Origin of the sequence: Nonomuraea jiangxiensis, assembly GCF_900099965.1 — a bacterium.
In the GTDB taxonomy this organism is placed as follows: domain Bacteria; phylum Actinomycetota; class Actinomycetes; order Streptosporangiales; family Streptosporangiaceae; genus Nonomuraea; species Nonomuraea jiangxiensis.
On record NZ_FNDJ01000021.1, the window covers coordinates 38,408 to 57,007 of the forward strand.

15 protein-coding genes are annotated in these 18,600 nt (G+C 71.8%); 4 read left to right on the plus strand and 11 right to left on the minus strand.

All coding sequences use genetic code 11. The features are described from left to right. Positions 1-266: 266 nt before the first annotated feature. The 3 genes from BLS95_RS37045 to BLS95_RS37055 form a co-directional block, all read right to left on the minus strand. Positions 267-524: a DUF6457 domain-containing protein gene (locus BLS95_RS37045; RefSeq protein ID WP_090943070.1), complete on the minus strand. Its 258-nt coding sequence runs from the start codon at positions 522-524 to the stop codon at positions 267-269. 130 nt (positions 525-654) lie between these two features. After that, on the minus strand, positions 655-1,644 hold the full coding sequence (gene moaA / locus BLS95_RS37050) for a GTP 3',8-cyclase MoaA (RefSeq protein ID WP_090942688.1): 990 nt from the start codon (positions 1,642-1,644) through the stop codon (positions 655-657). Between the two features lie 143 nt (positions 1,645-1,787). Then, positions 1,788-2,159, minus strand: a complete 372-nt coding sequence (locus tag BLS95_RS37055) for a winged helix-turn-helix transcriptional regulator (protein ID WP_090943073.1) — start codon at positions 2,157-2,159, stop codon at positions 1,788-1,790. Between the two features lie 121 nt (positions 2,160-2,280). Here BLS95_RS37055 and BLS95_RS37060 point away from each other — a divergent pair, with 121 nt between their 5' ends. Next, complete coding sequence (locus tag BLS95_RS37060; RefSeq protein WP_090942691.1) at positions 2,281-3,072, plus strand: NAD(P)-dependent oxidoreductase; 792 nt, start codon at positions 2,281-2,283, stop codon at positions 3,070-3,072. A 56-nt stretch (positions 3,073-3,128) separates the two neighbouring features. Here BLS95_RS37060 and BLS95_RS37065 read toward each other — a convergent pair whose 3' ends face one another. From BLS95_RS37065 to BLS95_RS37075, 3 genes are all read right to left on the minus strand, one after another. After that, positions 3,129-3,599, minus strand: a complete 471-nt coding sequence (locus BLS95_RS37065; RefSeq protein ID WP_090942694.1) for a hypothetical protein — start codon at positions 3,597-3,599, stop codon at positions 3,129-3,131. 158 nt (positions 3,600-3,757) lie between these two features. Further along, entirely contained in the window at positions 3,758-4,744 is a 987-nt protein-coding gene (locus BLS95_RS37070) for a hypothetical protein (RefSeq protein ID WP_143044005.1), read from the minus strand. A 79-nt stretch (positions 4,745-4,823) separates the two neighbouring features. Further along, positions 4,824-6,665 (minus strand): AMP-dependent synthetase/ligase, encoded by a 1,842-nt coding sequence (locus tag BLS95_RS37075; protein WP_090942700.1) that lies wholly within the window; start codon positions 6,663-6,665, stop codon positions 4,824-4,826. A gap of 175 nt (positions 6,666-6,840) precedes the next feature. Between BLS95_RS37075 and BLS95_RS37080 the strand changes: the two genes are divergently transcribed. Next, positions 6,841-7,449: a trimeric intracellular cation channel family protein gene (locus tag BLS95_RS37080; protein ID WP_245765504.1), complete on the plus strand. Its 609-nt coding sequence runs from the start codon at positions 6,841-6,843 to the stop codon at positions 7,447-7,449. Positions 7,450-7,484: 35 nt separating this feature from the next. Here BLS95_RS37080 and yczR read toward each other — a convergent pair whose 3' ends face one another. Continuing rightward, a complete protein-coding gene (gene yczR, locus BLS95_RS37085) occupies positions 7,485-8,906 on the minus strand; it encodes a MocR-like transcription factor YczR (protein ID WP_245765505.1) in 1,422 nt (473 codons plus the stop codon). A gap of 72 nt (positions 8,907-8,978) precedes the next feature. Here yczR and yczE point away from each other — a divergent pair, with 72 nt between their 5' ends. Then, positions 8,979-9,581 carry a membrane protein YczE gene (gene yczE / locus BLS95_RS37090; RefSeq protein ID WP_090942709.1) on the plus strand — a complete coding sequence of 201 codons (603 nt, stop codon included), beginning with the start codon at positions 8,979-8,981 and terminating at the stop codon, positions 9,579-9,581. Positions 9,582-9,662: 81 nt separating this feature from the next. Continuing rightward, on the plus strand, positions 9,663-11,417 hold the full coding sequence (locus BLS95_RS37095) for a glycoside hydrolase family 15 protein (RefSeq protein ID WP_090942712.1): 1,755 nt from the start codon (positions 9,663-9,665) through the stop codon (positions 11,415-11,417). 13 nt (positions 11,418-11,430) lie between these two features. On the opposite strand, the gene BLS95_RS37100 is transcribed toward BLS95_RS37095, so the two are convergent. From BLS95_RS37100 to BLS95_RS37115, 4 genes are all read right to left on the minus strand, one after another. Continuing rightward, complete coding sequence (locus BLS95_RS37100) at positions 11,431-12,372, minus strand: lytic transglycosylase domain-containing protein (protein WP_090942715.1); 942 nt, start codon at positions 12,370-12,372, stop codon at positions 11,431-11,433. 187 nt (positions 12,373-12,559) lie between these two features. Continuing rightward, positions 12,560-15,859, minus strand: coding sequence for a PQQ-dependent sugar dehydrogenase (locus BLS95_RS37105; RefSeq protein WP_090942718.1), 3,300 nt, complete (start codon positions 15,857-15,859; stop codon positions 12,560-12,562). Between the two features lie 92 nt (positions 15,860-15,951). Then, complete coding sequence (locus tag BLS95_RS37110) at positions 15,952-17,058, minus strand: sugar phosphate isomerase/epimerase family protein (RefSeq protein WP_090942721.1); 1,107 nt, start codon at positions 17,056-17,058, stop codon at positions 15,952-15,954. 181 nt (positions 17,059-17,239) lie between these two features. Further along, positions 17,240-18,430, minus strand: a complete 1,191-nt coding sequence (locus BLS95_RS37115) for an ROK family protein (RefSeq protein ID WP_090942725.1) — start codon at positions 18,428-18,430, stop codon at positions 17,240-17,242. Positions 18,431-18,600 lie beyond the last annotated feature (170 nt).

Genomic DNA, 18,600 nt, shown 5'->3' on the forward strand with positions numbered 1-18,600 from the left:
CCGGTCCCCCGTCGGAGTGCTGGTGCCGGCGTTCCGGGCCCCCGTCGGAACGCCGATGAAGCGACGCCGGGTGGTTTGCCCCCGTAACCACCCGGCGTCGCCCTTTCCTCCAGGGGAAACCCGCGACCCGTAACGATCAAGGGCGCGCTCGGGCCGGTCATCGGATAGGACCGCTTTCCCGAAATCGTTTACACTCCCTCCCGCCTCGTTATTCACAGGAAATCTTCAGGCGGGAGGGAGCTTGACATCACGAGTTCGTTCGGGTGTCAGCTGTCAGTCAGCGTCTCAGTAGTCGCTTCGCCCCAGTTTTTCGCCAATGTGGTCAGTCTGGCCACGGCATCCTCCGGAGCGCTGCCTGACCCCTGCGCTAGCCCGAGCAGGTAGGCGGTCAGCGGCGCGGCCGGCCTGGCGACGCCGTGAGCCACCTCCTTGGTCAGGTCGAGGATCTGGTCGCGGTCCACGGTCGCCGGGTCGATGCCCAGCTCCTTGCAGGCCAGCGCGGTCCATTCGTTGAGCACGTGCATACGAGCCTCCTCCGGGTGGTCGTCCATTGTGTCGCAGGCAGTCCGCGATCAGATCACGGCCTTCCCCACGGCACCCGGCGTACCCCTCGCAGGAGCTCTGGACCGGCCGCGCCGGTCCGCCGGGGGTCGCTCAGCCGCCGATCGCGGACATGGGCCTGGACGGCTGGAGGAAGGACGGGTCATCGATGCCGTGCCCGGCGCGCTTGCGCGCCATGGCCGCCATCCAGCGCGCGGCCAACTCCTCGTCGGACGCGCCCGCGCGCAGCGCGGACTTCAGGTCGGACTCCTCGGTGGCGAACAGGCAGTTGCGCACCTGGCCGTCGGCGGTGAGGCGGACCCGGTCGCAGGCGCCGCAGAACGGGCGGGTCACCGAGCCGATCACGCCCACCCTGGACGGGCCGCCGTCCACCAGGAACCGCTCGGCGGGCGCGCTCCCCCGCTCCTCCAGGTCGTCGGGCGTGAGGTCGAACGAGCCGGACAACAGGTCGAGGATCTCGTCGGCGGTGACCATGTCGTCGCGGCTCCAGCGGTGCTGGGCGTCGAGCGGCATCTGCTCGATGAAGCGCAGCTCATAGCCCTGCTCCAGGCACCACCGCAGCAGCGGCACCGCCTCGTGCTCGTTGACACCGCGCATCAGCACGGAGTTCACCTTGACCGGGCGCAGGCCCGCGGCGTCGGCGGCGGCCAGCCCGGCGATCACGTCGGCGTGCCGGTCGCGGTGGGCGAGCCGCTTGAACGTGGCCGCGTCGAGGGTGTCGAGCGAGACGTTGACCCGGTCCAGCCCGGCCTCCGCGAGCGGCCCCGCCAGGCGGGCCAGCCCGATGCCGTTGGTGGTCAGCGAGACCTGGGGCTTGGGCGTGAGGGCGGCGGTGCGGGTGACGATGTCGACCAGCTCGCGCCGGATCAGCGGCTCGCCGCCGGTGTAGCGCACCTCCGTGATGCCGAGGCGTTCGACGCCGATCGCGACGAGGCGGACGATCTCGTCGGCCGTGAGGAGCTGGGCGTTCGGCAGCCAGTCGAGACCCTCGGGAGGCATGCAGTAGGTGCAGCGCAGGTTGCACTTGTCCGTGAGGGACACCCGCAGATCCGTCGCCACCCGTCCGAACGAGTCTCGCAACATGGCGTCACCTCCTGTTCATTTGGCCCGAAGGCCAGACTATGACGGCATTCGTCCGAGGCTCAAAACCGCCCGCTCTAGGCACAACGCATTTATCCTAGATCGATTCCCCGGCTGGCCGGAGGCAGGGTGAACGCCCGTCCCGGCTACCGGGCGGCGGTGGCGTGCCAGGTCTCGCGGGCCCGGATCAGCTCGGCCAGGTGGCGCCGGGACCATTCGCAGCCGGCGTTCATGGGGGCGAGCAGGCTGCGGCCGAGGTCGGTCAGCGCGTACTCGACGCGCGGCGGGATCTCCTCGTACGCGGTGCGTGTCAGCAGGCCGTCGCGTTCCATGGCGCGCAGGGACTCGGTGAGCACCTTCGGAGTGATGCCGCGCAGCGGCACCTGCAGCTCGGTGAAACGGCGCGGGCCCGGCTCCAGGCAGCGGATGATCTTCGCGGTCCACTTGTCGCCGATGCGGACGGGGGCGGCGACGGGCGGGCACCCGGCGAACATGTCTGGATCGAGCGGCTCCGGCATGCCCGCCATCGTAGGCAGGTCACTATCGTTGCGGAAAGCGTGGGGTCGCCATCTACCGTCTCCGGCGTGGACGGGCCGATCTGAGTCCGTCCGGGCTTCGGGCGAACGGAGTGATGGCGCGATGAGCAGGATCGTGGTGTACGGGGCCGGCGGGCGGGCCGGGGTTCGGGTGGTCGCGGAGGCGGCGCGGCGGGGGCACGAGGTGACCGCCGTGGTGCGGGATCCGGACAGGTACGCGCATCTGTCGGAGGTGCCGGTCCTCGGCGCGGAGGGACCCAGGGTGGAGGGCCGTGGGGCGGAGGCCCGTGGAGCGGAGGCCCGTGGAGCGGAGGCCCGTGGGGCGGAGGGACCTGGCGCGGTGGGGCTTCGGGGCGGCGGGGTGGGCGACCGGCGTGGGCGGGTTCGGGTGGTGGGCGGGGATGTCACCGATGCCGCCAGCGTGGCGGAGACGGCGGCGGGGCACGGGGCGGCGATCCAGGTGGCGGCGCGGCTCGACATGCCGTCCGAGGAGTTCTACGGCGCGGCCGCGCGGGCGCTCGCCGAGGGGCTCGGGCGGGCCGGGGTGTCGCGGCTGGTCGCGCTCGGCATCGGCTCCCTGCTGGAGGTCTCGCCCGGGGTGCGGCTGATCGACACGCCTGGGTTCCCGGCGGAGGCGCGGGCGTTCTCGCTGGGGCACGCCGTGGAGCTGGCGGTGCTCGCGGAGTCCGGGCTGGACTGGGTGGTACTGGCGCCGCCGCCGGTGATCCTCGACGCCGAGGCCACGGGGACGGGGCGGTACCGGTTCGGGGACGGGCGGGTGCCGGAGCAGGACCCGGCCGATCCGGTGTTCTCGTACGCGGATCTGGCGGCGGCCCTGGTCGACGAGGTCGAACGGCCGCGCCGGCACCGGGCGCAGGTCGCGGTGTCGTACTGACGGGGGCGGACATGCCGGACGCCCGGCCTTGGGTGGCCGGGCGTCCGGGTGTCGCGTCAGCGGCGGCCGATGACCTTGACCCAGTCGGTGGCCTGCGCCGGCGCCAGCGGGCCGGAGCCCTCGAAGACCGCGCGCCACGTGCCCGACGTACGGGCGGGCACCCTGGTCTCGAAGTAGCCCCTGCTGCCGGTCTTGATCGTGTCGACGTATTCCCACTTGCCGTGGCCGGCCGGCTGGAAGAGGATCACGATCCGCTTCCAGCCCAGGCGGTGCCAGCGCTCCGAACCCCTGCAGTGGTCGGCCTTGTGCACCGAGACGATGCCGCTGATGTAGTCACCGTCACACTCCACGGACAGCTTGCCGCTGAGGGTGATGGCCTTGCCGCGCCACGCGGGCTCGGGACCCGCGTCGAACTGCAGGGTCGTGTGGCCCGCGGGGTCCGCGAGCGCGGGCGAGGCGGCGGTGGCCACCACCGTGGCGCCCAGAGCGGCGGCCGCCAGTCCTGCGGCTAGGCGTCGCATCTTCACAACAAACTTCCTTCCCCGTCCAAAAGCCCCAAGTCGGGGCACGTCACCGGCAATGACGCGTAAGGGTAAAGAAAAGTTGCGATGATGTTGATCACGATTCCGCAACGACCGCCATAATGGCGCCGCTCAATGCATTTCGCTTGTACCGCTTTATGCCATTATGTGGTTATTTGTCGTTCTTTTGAGTGGTGCGGTGCGTAGTGTTCGGATCCGGGGTAGCGGGCCCGCCAGTAGCCGCCCGGCCGGCCGGGGACCGTGCTGACGAACGCCCCGGCGGCGTCGGTCCTCGCGTCGCCGACCTTCACCCAGGCCGACTCGCTGTCCGGGCGCCACAGGATTTCCAGCGGCTGCTTGGCGAAAGGCCCGAAATCGGTGAGGCCGCGCGGGTCGACCCTGGTGAGCGTGCCGCGCACGCGTACGCCGGTGGCCGGGCCCGCGCTCTTTTCCGCCCGTACCGATGAGAGTTTCGTCGCGCGTTTGAGCTGGAACGAGGCATATTCCGTGACCGTCGTCCCATTCGGCCCCTTGGCGGTGGCGGCGATCGTCCAGGTGCCGGTCGGATAGAACCGGTTGAGCTTCTTGTCCGGCAGGAAACGCCAGGTCTCCCAGCCCGGGGCCACGCGCGCCGGCGGGGCCGAGCCCTGGCGCCGGACGAGGATCGGCGGCGCGGCGGCCTGGCGGCCCTCCGCGTTGACGCCTTCCTTGGGAGCCGTTCTGGCCGGCTCCGGCGTCTGCTCCGCCGGGTCCGGGACCTCGGCCCTGACCGGGTCCGGTTGCGGGTCGAGGAAGGGCACCGAGCCGACCGGCGGCTGCGCCGGCCGGCTCGGCCTGGTGATCGGGGCCGGCGTTGGTGCCGGGGCCGGGGCCGGTGCCGGTGCCGGGGCCGCGACGTCCGCGACGGGCGGCTTGTCGGACAGGAGTGGGCCGGGCGGGCGGCCGGGCTCCACCTTGACGGTGACGCCGTCCCGGCCGCGCGCCCCCTTGGCGATCACGTCGATCACCAGGCGGACGGAGCCCTGCGCCCCGACCACGGGGGCCGCCGGGCGTACGGTGATGGCGCGGATGACTGGCTCGGTCGCGACGGGGGGTGCGGGCGCCGGGAACGGCCCCACAGCGAGCGAGACGAGAAGAAGGCTTCTGGTCATGATCGAGACGGTAGGAACCACCCGGTAATGGCCAGGACCGCAACACACGCCACGAATGGCAAAGCCGGGTGGAGACCGCTCAGTGCGGCCCGCTGTAGAGGCCCTCGATGACGTCACCGTACTTCGCGTGGATGACACGTCTCTTGAGCTTGAGACTGGGAGTGAGCTCGCCGCTCTCGGCGGTCCACTCGGTGCCTAAGAGGACCCACCTCTTCACCTGCTGCACCCGGGCCAGCTTGGCGTTGGCGGCCTCGACCGCGGCCCCCACCTCCTCGCGGACCTGGGGGTGCTCGGCCAGCTCCGCCAGCGAGCCGAACGCGATGCCGCGCGCCTGCGCCCAGCCGGGCGCCACCTCGCCGTCCAGGGTCAGCACGGCCACCGGGTGCGGCCGCCGGTCCCCGTAGGCGAGCGCCTGGCCGATGAGGACGTGTTCCTTGAGGTGGTTCTCGATCTCGGCCGGTGAGATGTTCTCGCCGCCCGCGGTGATGATCAGCTCCTTCTTGCGGTCCACGACGCGGTAGAAGCCGTCCTCGTCGACCGAGCCGATGTCGCCGGTGTGCAGCCAGCCGTCCTCGTCGAGGAGGTCGGCGGTGGCGTCGGGGCGGTTGAGGTAGCCGCGGGTGTTGAGCGGGCTGCGGGTGAGGATCTCGCCGTCGTCCGCGATGCGGACCTCGACGCCGGGCTCGGCCCTGCCGACGGTGCCCAGGCGGTAGCAGGTGGGGCCGTTGCCGGTGAAGGCGCCGGTGGTCTCCGTCATGCCGTACACGTCGATGACCTTGAGGCCCAGGCCGGCGTAGAAGTGCTGCACCTCGGCGGGCAGCGGCGCGGCGCCGGTGGCGGTCCACTGGGCGCGGTCGAAGCCGATCAGGCCGCGGATGACCGACAGCATGGACGCGTCGGCCTGCTCGTAGGCGGCCTGGATCTCGGGCGTGACGGTGCCGCCGTACTGGCCCGCCTCGACGTAGGCGGCCCCGGCCCGCATCGCCTCGCGCACGGCGGCCTGCCGCTCCTCCGGCTGGGTGGCGAGCAGGGCCAGCAGGCGGGCCATCATCTTCTCCCACACCCGCGGCACCCCGAAGAACATCATCGGCCTGACCTGCCCCAGCGTCGTCCCGAGGTGGGCGAGGTCGGTGCAGAAGTGCACGTGGGAGACCTTGACCAGCGGGAGGTAGAGGCTGAGCACCCGCTCGGCGATGTGGGCGTAGGTGAGGTAGGAGATCTGCGTGCCCATCGAGGGCAGTCCGGTGATGCGGTCGGTGGAGGCGACCTCGTAGAAGACGTTCGCGTGGGTCAGCGGGACGCCCTTGGGGGTGCCGGTGGTGCCCGAGGTGTACAGGATGGTGACGACGTCGTCGGAGGTGACGGCGCGCCAGCGGGCCTCGACCGGGGCCGGGTCCGCGGTCAGCCGTTCCCGGCCCAGCGCGAGGAAGTCCGCCCAGCTCATGTAGCGGTCGCCGGCGGGGGCGCCGTCCAGCACGATGATCTTGCGCAGGCCGTCCAGCCGGTCGAGCACGGGCTGCCAGCGGGCCAGGTCGGCCGGGCCGCCGAGGACGGCGTACTTGGCGGCCACGTCGGAGGCCACGAAGGCGATCTGGTCGGGGGCGAACGTCGAGTAGACCGTGCACCCGACGCCTCCCGCGTGCACCGCGCCGAGGTCGGCCAGGACGTGCTCGCTCCGGTTGACCATCATGAGGGCCACGGAGTCGCCGGGTTCGAGCCCGAGGGCGGCGAACCCCGCGGCGATCTCCAGGACGCGCCGCCGTGCCTGCGCGTACGTGAGGGTGCGCCAGCCGTCGGCTTCCGGGTCGGAGTAGGCAGGAGCGTCCGGGTGCTCGTCGGCTACGGCTTTGAGCTGCTCACAGATGGTACGGCCGGCGATCTCCTGCTCGATCTCGGCACGGACCTCGAGGGCTTCGGCCATGGACCCGCCTCCAGTCAGCGTTCACTTGCGGAGTGGGATGCATCGCACCACACCCTCAAGAAGGCTTCAAGCCCTGGCCAAAAGAGTGCCATATCCGACACTGCCGGTAGTCGTCCGATCGCCCATCGCTCCCCCCGGCGCGAGCAGGGCCGGGGATGCGGTAGACATTCCGAACGTGTCTCAGCTTCTCGACCTGGTCGGCATCTTCGTCTTCGCGCTGTCGGGGGCGCTCATGGGCGTGCGCAAGCGGCTCGACGTGGTCGGGATGCTGGTGCTGGCCGAGATGACCGCCCTGGGCGGGGGCGTCGTGCGCGACCTGATCCTGAACGTGCGGCCCGCCGCGTTCCAGAGCCTCGGCTACGTGGCGGTGCCGGTGGCCGCGACGGTGATCGTGTTCTTCTGGCATCCGCACGTGGCCCGGGTGATGCCGGCCATCCTGGTGCTGGACGCGGCGGGGCTCGGCCTGTTCTGCGCGGTGGGCACGGAGAAGGCCGTCGAGTACGGCCTGAGCCCGCTGCACGCCGCCCTGCTGGGCGTCGTCACGGGCGTGGGCGGGGGCATGCTGCGGGACGTGCTGGCCGGGGAGATCCCGACGCTGCTCTACGACCGCCAGCTCTACGCCGTGCCCGCGATGCTGGGGTCGGCCGTGATGGCGGGGCTGTCGTGGCACGGGACGCACGGGTGGCCGGCGACGCTGGCGGCGGCGCTGCTGGCGTTCGGGCTGCGGATCGCGGCCATGCGGCGCAAGTGGCGGGCGCCGCTGGCCAGGGGGCTCGACGAGTAGTCCATGAGCGGGTGGCGCACGGTAGGGGCGTGGGCTCACACCATCGCGATGAGCGGGTCCGGCGGGCGCACGACGCCGGCGGGGCCGTGGTCGCGGGCGGCGCGCAGGCGGGTGACCGCGTCGGTGAGCACCTGGGGCGGCTGGGTGTAGGGCAGGCGCAGGTAGCTCTCCAGGGTGCCCTCCAGGCCGAACCAGGGGCCGGGCGCGAGGCGTACGCCGTGGGTGAGCGCGGCCTCGGCGAACGGGGTGGCGCCGACCCCGTCCAGGCGCACCCACAGGGTGCCGCCGCCGCGCGGGACGGTGAACGTCCACTCGGGCAACTGCGTGCGCAGGCCCGTGACCAGCGCGTCACGGGAGGCCCGCAGCGTGCGGCGGCGCTCGGCCCGCGTCTCCGCCAGCCGGTCGAACAGCCGCACCACCACGAGCTGCTCCAGCACCGGGCTGGCGATGTCCACCGACGAGCGGTACATGGCCAGGCGCCGGGCCAGCGCCGCCGTCGCGCGGATCCAGCCGATGCGCAGCCCGCCCCACCACAGCTTGGAGGCCGAGCCGACGCCGATCACCCGGTTGTCGGTGTCGAACGCCGCCAGCGGCGCGGTCCGCGGCACGTCGTCCAGCGCCAGCTCCGTCCAGGTCTCGTCCACCAGCACCATCGTGTCCGCGCGCCGGGCCGCGCCCACCACGGCGGCCCGGGTCGCGTCGTCCATCAGGGCGCCGGTCGGGTTCTGGAAGTCGGGCATGAGATAGGCCAGGCGGGCGCCGGACTGGCGCATGGACCCGGCCAGCAGGTCCGGCTCCCAGCCGCCGTGCGAGATGCCGACCGGCACGATGCGGGCGCCGCGGTGGCGCATCACCTCGATGGCGTGCGGGTACGTCGGCGACTCCACCAGCACCGGGTCCCCCGCGCCGACGAGCAGCCCGGCGACGAGCTGGAGGGCGTGCTGGGAGCCGGTGGTGACGACGATCTGCTCCGGCCTGGTGGCCAGCCCCCGGGCGGTGTGGTAAGCGGCGATGCGCTCGCGCAGGATCGGCAGGCCCATGGGGTCGTAGCCGTTGCCCATGCCGTACCTGGGCAGGTCCTCCACCGCCTCCACCATGGCGGCGTGCAGCAGCGCGGGGGCGGGCGGGGCGGCCACCTGGAGTTGGACGAGGCCGTCTCCGTCGGTGCTGAGCCACGGGTTGTCGGCGGTCATGGCCGGGTCGGGCAGGGCGGTCCAGCTCCCGGAGCCCTGCCTGCTCTCCAGATAGCCGCGCTCGCGCAGCAGGTCGTAGGCGGCCGTGACGGTGGTGCGGCTGACGTCGAGAGTCTCGGCGAGGTGGCGCTCGGCGGGCAGGCGCAGGCGGACCGGGATCTGGCCGTCCATGATCCGGGTGCGGATCGCGTCGGCGAGTGCCCGGTAGTACGGGCGGGCGGCGGGGTCCAGCGCGACGAGCCGGGCCAGCTGCGTTGCCGACATATGCCTCATAAGGCCACTTTTCTGGATTGGCACTGTTTTGGCAAACCGAAGAGATGCCAATCTGGGGCCACTATGAGCGAAGCAACCTTCCAGCGGCTGGGATCCCTCCCCTCCCGGCTTCTCCGCCTCTACGGCGGGCTGGCCCTGTACGGGCTCGGCATCGGACTGCAGGTGGAGTCCGGGCTGGGCAACAGCCCCTGGGACGTGTTCCACCAGGGTGTGGCCCTCAAGACCGGGCTGTCCATCGGAACCGTGATCATCGCCGCGGGCGCGCTGGTGATGGTGCTGTGGATCCCGCTGAAGCAGAAACCCGGGTTCGGCACCATCAGCAACGTGGTGTTCGTGGGCCTGTTCGCCGACGCCGCGATCCACCTGCTGCCCACGCCGGGATCGCTGCCCCTGCAGGGGTCGTACGTGGTGCTCGCGGTCGTCTCGATCGCCCTGGCCACCGTGCTCTACATCGGGGCCGGGATGGGGCCGGGACCCCGCGACGGCCTCATGACGGGGCTGATGCGGCGCGGCTTCTCCGTCCGGCTGGGGCGTTTCCTCGTCGAAGCCGGCGTACTGGCCGTCGGGTGGTTGCTGGGCGGCACCGTGGGCCTGGGGACGCTGGTGTTCGCGCTGGCCATCGGGCCGTTGACGCAGTTGTTCACCCGCTGGTTCCCGCTGACGTGATCCCGCGGGCCGGGGCCGATCATGACGCGACATGATCGGCTCGGCCGCGGGATCACCTTTTCGCCGAGTAACGTCAAGGGCATGCGGATCGAGGATTACGCCCTCATCGGAGACATGCAGTCGGCCGCCCTCGTGGCCCGTGACGGCTCGATCGACTGGTTGTGCCTGCCCAGGTTCGACTCGCCGTCCTGTTTCGCCGCGCTGCTGGGCAACGAACGCAACGGCCACTGGTGGCTGGGCCCCCAGGGACGCCGGCCGGCCACGAGACGCCGCTACCGTCCCGACACGCTGATCCTGGAGAGCGAGTGGGACACCCCCACCGGGACCGTCCGGGTGATCGACTTCATGCCCCCGCGCGACCGCAACCCCGACGTCGTGCGGATCGTCGAGGGCGTGGCCGGGTCGGTGGAGATGTCCACGCAGCTGCGGGTGCGCTTCGACTACGGCAGGATCGTGCCGTGGGTGCGCCGGGACAACGGGCATCTGCAGGCGGTCGGCGGGCCCGACTCGGTGTGGTTGCACTCCACCGTGCCGCTGAAGGGCGGTGACTACGCCCACCGCGCGACGTTCACCGTCAACGAGGGTGATCGGCTGCCGTTCGTGTTCACCTGGCATCCCTCGCACGAGCCGATGCCACCGCGCATCGACTCCGAGACCCAGCTCGCCGAGACCGAGGCCATGTGGGCGGAGTGGGTGGCCCGCTGCACCTACTCGGGACCGTACCGGGAGGCCGTGGTCCGGTCGCTGATCACGCTGAAGGGCCTGACCTACTCCCCGACCGGCGCCATCGTGGCCGCGCCCACCACCTCGCTGCCGGAGGACCTGGGCGGGGTGCGCAACTGGGACTACCGCTTCTGCTGGCTGCGCGACGCCACCATGACGCTCGACGCGCTGATCAGCTCCGGCTACCTGGAGGAGGCGGCCGACTGGCGTTCGTGGCTGCTGCGGGCCATCGCCGGCCGGCCGCAGGACCTGCAGATCATGTACGGGGTCGCCGGCGAACGCCGCCTGCCCGAGCTGCAGCTCGACTGGCTCGACGGATACGAGGACTCGCGGCCGGTACGAATCGGCAACGAGGCGGTCCGGCAACTCCAGCTCGACGTGTACGGCGAGGTGATGAACTGCCTGTACGTCTCCCGCACCCGTGGCCTGGCCCCGGACGACCGGGCCTGGAGCATCCAGCGGCAGCTCCTCGACTACGTGGAGGAGCACTGGGACGAGCCCGACGAGGGCCTGTGGGAGGTCCGCGGGCCGCGGCGGCACTTCGTGCACTCCAAGGTGATGTGCTGGGCGGCGCTCGACCGGGCGGTCAAATACGTCGAGGGGTTCGGGCGCACCGGGCCGGTGGAGCGGTGGCGGAGGCTGCGGGACGTCATTCACGCGGAGATCTGCGACAAGGGGTTCGACCCGCGGCGCAACACCTTCACCCAGTCGTACGGGTCCTCGGAGCTGGACGCGGCGCTGCTGCTGATCCCCATGGTGGGCTTCCTGCCCGCCGACGATCCCCGGGTGGTGGGGACGGTGGCCGCGATCGAGAAGGAGCTCATGGCCGACGGGTTCGTGCTGCGTTACCCGGTGGCGGCCGACAACGAGGTGGACGGCCTGCCCGGTGGCGAGGGCGCGTTCCTGGCCTGCAGCTTCTGGCTGGTGGAGGTCATGGCGATGCAGGGGCGCAAGGACGAGGCCAGGGACCTGTTCGAGCGGCTGCTGGGCCTGCGCAATGACGTGGGGCTGCTGGCCGAGGAGTACGACCCCCGTTACGGCCGGCTGGTCGGCAACTTCCCGCAGGCCTTCAGCCACGTCCCGCTGATCCACGCCGCGCGGGCGCTCTCGTAGCTTGCGTCTGGGCTCATGGGCCGGTCAGGCGGCGCTCGCCCTTCGTGGTCAGGACGAACACCTGCCAGTTGTAGTACGCGTAGTAGTTGCGCGGGTCCCGCTTGATCTGGCGGGAGTGTTTGAGGATGGCGTCCACGTACGCCTGCGACGGGTTGTAGGCGTGCAACGCGCGCCGGTAGTCGCGGGGGGCGCCGGTGGCGCGCAGGTAGTTGGCCGCGCCCATGACGGCGTCGCGCGGGTCGTGGACGTCGCCGCCCAGGCCGTACGCCTTCCAGGTCGCGGGCATGAACTGCATCGGCCCCTGCGCGCCGACGTAGCTCGGCGACTTGACCCGGCCGAACTTGGTCTCGGCGAACATCACCGCCGCCAGCACCTCCCACTCCACCCCGAAGCGGCGCTCGGCCTTCTTGAAGTGGCCGAGGAGCTCGGCGGCGGGCCTGGGCTCCTGCACCTTGAAGACGGCCGAGGGCTTGATCGGGCGGGCCAGGGAGACCAGCCCGCGGATGGCGGACGTGTTGTCCCTGGCCTGGGCGGCCAGCGGGGCCTCCAAGCGGGCGAAGGCGCGGGAGGCGGTCTCGGGGTGGCGGGCGGCGTGGCGGTAGAGGCGCTGCTGGTGCAGAGCCAGCAGCTCGACGTCCTCCGGGGGCAGGCCCTGCTTGGACCAGGCGTCGATGGCGTCGTTGAGGGCGGCGGTGGTTTTCGTCAGGGCCGTGGCGAACTTGGCCGGGCTCTGGGGGATGGACGCGTCGGGGGCCGGGAGCGGGTCGGCCCGCTCGGTGGCCGGCCCCGTGACCGGGTTGGTGGCCGATGGGCCGGTGGAAGGGGTCGGCGCGGGGCGCCCGTCGGCGGCGGTCGAGACTCCGCAGGCCGATCCTCCGATGAGGGTCACCGTCGTCAGCGCGATGACGGCGCGGGCGCGGGGCGGGCGTCGTGGGTGCTTCCGGCGTGCCTCCATGGAGGGTCAACCTACCGGGGGCGGTCGGCTCCGCGGGGCACTCTCGTCGCGACACGGCGGGGCGGGTTTTCTCTGAGGGCTTTCGTGTGCAAATGCACGCGGTCAGAGAGCGTGATGAGGGCCGGGGCCTCGGCCCGGGCGGCCGCTGGGGGCGGTGGGCCGCGCCGGGCTCGAGGTCCCGGGGTCGTCAGGCCGTACGCAGCCGTTCGATCAGGGCGTTGGCGTCACGTACCAGGACGGCGCGGACCGCGGCGTCCTTGACGTTGCCCCGCTTCTCGGCGGTCTTCACGAAGCGCTTCAGCGCGTCGATCGCCGCCCCGGGCCTGCCCTGACTCTCGTGCCGCTCGGCCTGGCCGAGGTGGGCGAGCAGCTCGTCGGCGGCCTTGCCGGTCACGGACCCGGCCTTCCCGAACCGCGCGATCAGCGACCGCACGTCGGTGTAGGAGGTCGTGACCTCGAACGTGACCGTCCGGGTGGTGACCCGGCCCGCTCCGTCCGTGGCCGTGGCGGTGAGCGTACGCGCGCCGAGCGGCAGCCGCCACAGCTCGACCGGCTTTCCGGAGGTCACCGGCTTGTCGTCGATCCGCACGGCGGTGCTCGCCACGCCCGCGGTGGCGTCGGTGGCCGACACGACGGGCGTGACCGTCGCCGAGTCCCCGTACGGCCTGGCCTCCACCCCGCTCGCCGACAGCACAGGATCGGTCTTGTCGATCTTGACGGTGAGCGTGCCGACGGCGGAGACGTTGCCGCCGTTGTCGGTGGCCCGGTAGCGGACCTCCCGGGTGCCCTCGGTGCCGATCGTGACCGGGTTGTTGGCGTTGGACCAGGTGAGGCCGCCGTCGAGGGAGTACTGGCGGCTCGCCACCGTGCCGTTGTCGGTCGCGGTGACCGTGAGCGTGACGTTGCCGGTGTACCAGCCGTTCGCGCCGTCCGGCTGGGCCGGGTTGAGCGCGGCGGTGACGGTGGGTGGGCTGGTGTCGGCCACGCCGCGGCCCTGGAAGGTGAGCGCGTCCACGTCCACGCCGCCGGTCGAGGTGACGTACAGGCGGCCGGAGCCGGACGGCAGGCCGGTGAGCGCGGTGGTGACCGTCTGCCAGCCCGTTCCCGCGGGCACCTGTACGGTGGCGAACGGCTCGGCGGTCGGCGACTGCCAGCGCAGCGCGAGCGTGCCGGCGCCGGAGGCCCTGGTCTGGACGCCGGTGATCCCGGTGAAGTTGACCGGCTGGTAGGCCAGCCAGTCCCCTGCGTCGAACGAGGTGACCTTGGCCTTGCCGGAGGCGGTGTCGTCCGGCGTCTCGGTGACGCCGCTGGTCTCGTCGGCGTGCTCGGCCTGCGTCAGCTTCGGGTTGAGCACGAGGGTGTCCTCGCCGAGCGCGGGCGGGATGTCGCCCGAGCCGTTGTCGCGGTAGCTGGCGACCACGACGCCGTAGATGTTCTCGGTCTCGCCGTGGTCGGGCGCGTTGGCCGGGGTGGGCCAGGCGCCGGCGCAGCCGGTGCCCAGGGTCTCCGGGTGGGCGTGCACGTCGTGGCCGAGCCCGAACGTCCACTGCATCCGCGAGCACACCGGTGTGTCGCCGTCCTCGGCGTCGGACACCCCGATCCGGTACGGCACCGCGTTCCCCCAGTCGAAGAACCCGCCGTCGGGCGGGGTCTGGATGGTCACGACGGGCGCGGTGTTGCCCACGGTGATCTCGATCGAGGTGAGCCCGGCCCGGCCGCCGGAGTCGGTCACCCGCAGCCGCGCCGCGTACTGCCCCCGCTCGGTGTAGGTGTGCGAGGCGGTCGCCCCGGTGGCGTCGAAGGTGCCGTCGCCGTCGAAGTCCCACTCGTACGTCAGCGTGCCCGGCTCGGTGTCGGTGGACGTGCGCGCGTCGAAGGCGACGGTGAGCGGCGCCTGGCTGCTCGACGTCCGGTCGGCGACGATCCGCGGCTGGGGCGTCTTGTTGTCCGGGGTGTAGTCGATCCGGTAGAGCCCGGCGTCCGGGTTGGCGCGGAAGAAGCCGTCGCCGTAGTCCAGCACGTACAGGGAGCCGTCCGGGCCGAACTCGATGTCCATCGGGCTGTCGGTGATGGGCTGGGCGGCCGCCCTGAGCGCGCTGTTGGGCAGGAAGTGCTCGATCGCGGTGACCGGCCCGTCCGGGTGGCTCACGGTGAAGGCCGCCAGGTAGTCCTGGGAGAACTCGGCGAAGAACGCCTTGCCGTCCCAGTACTGCGGGAACTTGCCGGGTGCCGGGTTGTCGGCGTCGTAGTGGTAGATCGGCCCGCCCATCGGCCCCTGGCCGGTCTGCGGGTCGAAGTCGGTCAGCCCGGCCCAGGCGGCGGGCTGGTGGGTGTTGTTGTCGCCGTAGTACAGGTCGGCGGGCACCGCGGGCGGGAGCCGGGTGAGGCCGGTGTTCCAGCGGGAGGTGTTCTCCGGCCCGGCCGCGCAGTCGAACCAGGCCCCCGGCGTGGCGGTCTCGAAGTCCCAGTCGTTGTAGTTGAACTGGTCACCCGTGCAGTACGGCCAGCCGCTGTTCATGGGCTTGGTGACCGGGGTGATGTTCCACTCGACGTAGCCGAGCGGGCCGCGCTGCGGGTTGGCGGTCCCGGCGTCGGGGCCGTAGTCGGCCCACGACACGGTGCCGGTCTCGGCGTCCACGTCCATGCGGAACGGGTTGCGTACGCCGGTGACGAAGATCTCCGGCCGGGTCCCCTCCGTGCCGGGCGGGAACAGGTTGCCCGGCGGGATCGTGTACGTGCCGTCGGCCCCCACCTTGATCCGCAGGATCTTGCCGCGCAGGTCGTTGCTGTTGCCCGCGCCGCGCCGGGCGTCGAAGCCGGGGTTCATCCGGGGGGCGTCGTTGTTGGGCGCGTAGCCGCTCGCGCCCGGCGTGCTCGCCGGGGTGTTGTCGCCGGTGGCGAGGTAGAGGTTGCCGTCGGCGTCCCAGTCGAGGTCGCCCGCGACGTGGCAGCACTGGCCGCGCTGCGTCTCGACCTTGATGATGACCTGCTCGGTGGACAGGTCCAGGGCGTTGCCCGTCCACTTGAAGCGGGAGAGCTGGTTGTAGCCCTTCCACTGGTTCCAGTACGTCTCGTCGGCCCCGGCGGGCAGCGACTCGGGGGCGGAGCCGACCGGGGTCGTCTCCGGGTAGGGCGCCGTCATCGTCCGGGGCGCGTAGTAGAGGTAGACCCAGCGGTTCTCGGCGAAGTCCGGGTCGAGGGCGACCGTCTGCAGGCCGTCCTCGGAGTTGGCGTAGACCGGGACCGTGTTGACGATCCTGGTGACGCCGGTGGCGGGGTCGGTCAGCCGGACGTCGCCGTTACGGGCGGTGTGCAGGACCCTCCGGTCCGGCAGGACGGCCAGGTCGATCGGCTCGCCCACGTTCTTGGTCAGGGTGATCTTCTCGTAGCTGGTCCAGACGGTCGCCGGGTCGGCCGCCCGGGCGGGTAAGGCGAGGGTGGTGGCCGCCAGGCACAGGCCGGCGAGCACCGCGAGAGTACGCTGCATGGTGATGCTGCTCCTAGGACGAGGAGTGTCATGACCCGGGCCGCCACGCCGGCCGCGGCAACGGCGGAGTCACGTGGCGGTCCGGCGGTCGCCTAGCCGCGCAGGGCGGCCATGTTGCGATAGCTCAGCTCGGCGTACTGGAGGGACTGGGCGGGGTCGGTGCCGGGGGCGTTGTCCTGCTCGTACATGGGGTTGTGGAAGTTCCGGTCGCGCAGCTTGTCGAAGAAGCGGCGGTAGTCGATGTCACCGGTGCCGAAGGGCACCATGTCGTAGCCGTTGGCGGCGGCCGGGTTGGAGGTGCCGTCCTTGGCGTGGAACAGCGGGAAGCGGCTCTCCCGCGCCCGGACGGTGGCCAGCGGGTCGAAGACGTCGGTCCGCACGGACCCGTCGTACGCGGTGTAGGTGCGGTGCTTGAACTGCGCCACGTACGCCCAGAAGATGTCCATCTCGAAGTGGACCCGGCGCGGGTCGCTGATCTCGAAGAAGTACTCCAGCCTGCGGATGCCGGACGAGCGCGTCGGCCTGCCCTGCTCGTCGAGCGGGCCGCGGTCGAGCAGGAAGGCGTAGGCCGCGTCGTGGTTGTGGGTGTAGAGCTTGATCCCGGCGCCGCGGGCGAGCTCGCCGAGGTGGTTCCACTTGTCGGCGGCCACGTCCCAGTCGTCCTTGTACGCGCTGGAGGTCGGGTCGTTGCCGGTGCCCACGTGGTCCAGGCCCAGGATGTTGGCGATCTCCAGCACCTGGATGAACCGGTCGCGGTCGGCGGTGGTCAGCGGCCACGAGCTGGGGATGAACCCGTGGTTGCCCTCGGCGCGCAGCCCGTTGTCGTCGAGCCAGCGGCGCAGCAGCCGGGCGCCCTCGACGGTCTCCAGGTCGGCGCCCCCCTCGGCGTTGGCGTGCTGGCGGTAGCCGGCGAACTCGACCTGCCGGTAGCCGTAGCCCGACAGCGCCTCGAACACGCGGCGGAAGCCCGAGGGCAGGGTCGTGGACAGCGGGTCACGTGAGATCGCGTCCCGGACGGTGTAGAGGATGATGCCCCGCCGGTTCGGCGGGACCAGCGGTCGCCGGGAGGCGGCCGCTGCCGGCTGGGCGAGCGGGAGCGAGGCCGCGGCGGCGACGCCGGTCGTGGCGGCGAGCACCTGGCGGCGGCTCAGTCCGAGCCCACGGCGGAGCGCCTCTTCCTGTTCATGGGTATGGCTCACGCGCGGTTCCCTTCCTTGAGGGACGCGTGCGCCGACCACGTCACGGCGAATCTGCGCCCGGGCCCGCGAGCATGCCACCGCCGCTGAAGCCAGGGACGATCAATTGTTACTACGTCGTTGACGGGGGGTCAATGGTGCGCATTGGGCGACGATGCCTTTGACAGGGGCCCATTACCGCCCTTCACGTGACGGCCTGGTCGATGGCAGCCGGGGCGAGCACGTCCTCGACCACCATGACGGCCGCGCCGATGACGCCCGAGCGGTCGCGCAGCCGGCTGGCCCGGATGCCGAGGTGCTGCGTGGCCAGCGGCAGCGACCGGCTGTAGATCGCCTCCCGGACTCCGGCCAGCACCTGTTCACCGGCCTCGGCGATGTCACCGCCGATCACGATGACCGACGGGTTGAAGAAGTTCACGATCGAGGCCATCACCGTACCGACTTCACGGCCCGCCTGCCTGACAAGCCAGGTGGCGCGCAGGTCGCCCGCCCGCATCAGCGTCACCACGTCCCGGCCGCCCTGCGCCTCGATCCCGGCCTCGCGCAGCACCGCCGCCATCGACGCCCCGCCGGCCACCGCCTCCAGGCAGCCGGAGTTGCCGCACCGGCAGGGCGCGTCCGACGCGGGCACCCGGATGTGGCCGACGTCGCCCGCCGCCCCCTGCGCGCCCCGGTGCAGCCGGCCGCCGGTGATGATGCCGCAGCCGATCCCGGTGCCCATCTTGATGAAGATCAGGTGGTCCACGGCGGGCCGGGCGGCCCAGTGCTCGCCGAGCGCCATCACGTTCACGTCGTTGTCCACCAGCACCCGGCCCGGTCCTGCCGGCGGGACGCCGAGCCGCTCGCCGAGCCACGCGGGCACCCCGAAGCCGTGCCAGCCGGGCATGATCGGCGGGTTCACCGGCCGTCCCGAGGCGTGCTCCACCGGCCCCGGCAGGCCGACGCCGATCCCGCACACCTGGGCCGGGTCGTATCCGCCGGTGGCCAGCAGCTCGCGGAACGCGGCGACCACACGCTCCAGCGTGGGCTCGGGCCCGCGATCGACGGGCAGCTCCATGGCCCGCTCGGCGCGCACGGTCATGCCGAGGTCCACCACGGCCAGGCGGGCGTGGGTTGCGCCGAGGTCGGCGGCCAGCACCACCCGCGCGCCCTCGTTGAAGGCGAACACCGCGGCCGGCCGGCCCCCGGAGGAGATCGAGCCCTCGCCCGCCACCACCCAGTGCCGGTCGATCAGCCCGTCGAGCCGCTGGGAGACGGTGGACCTGGACATCCCGGTCAGCTCGGCGAGCTCACCTCGGGTGCGCGCCCGCCCGTCCCGGAGGATCGCCAACAGCGCTCCCGCCCCCGCGCTCTGGCCGTTGGAACCATTTGTCATGCGAACTACCTTACTTCGGACATCGACTGACTTATGTTGACAAGAATTAAAAGTCGGATCTATTGTCCCGAAATATGCCCGACATATGCGGGTAACAGCGCCATAGGTCCATGATCAACGCCTGAGTACGATCTCAGGAGCATCCGGCCCGGTCCTCACCCGTCGTCGCG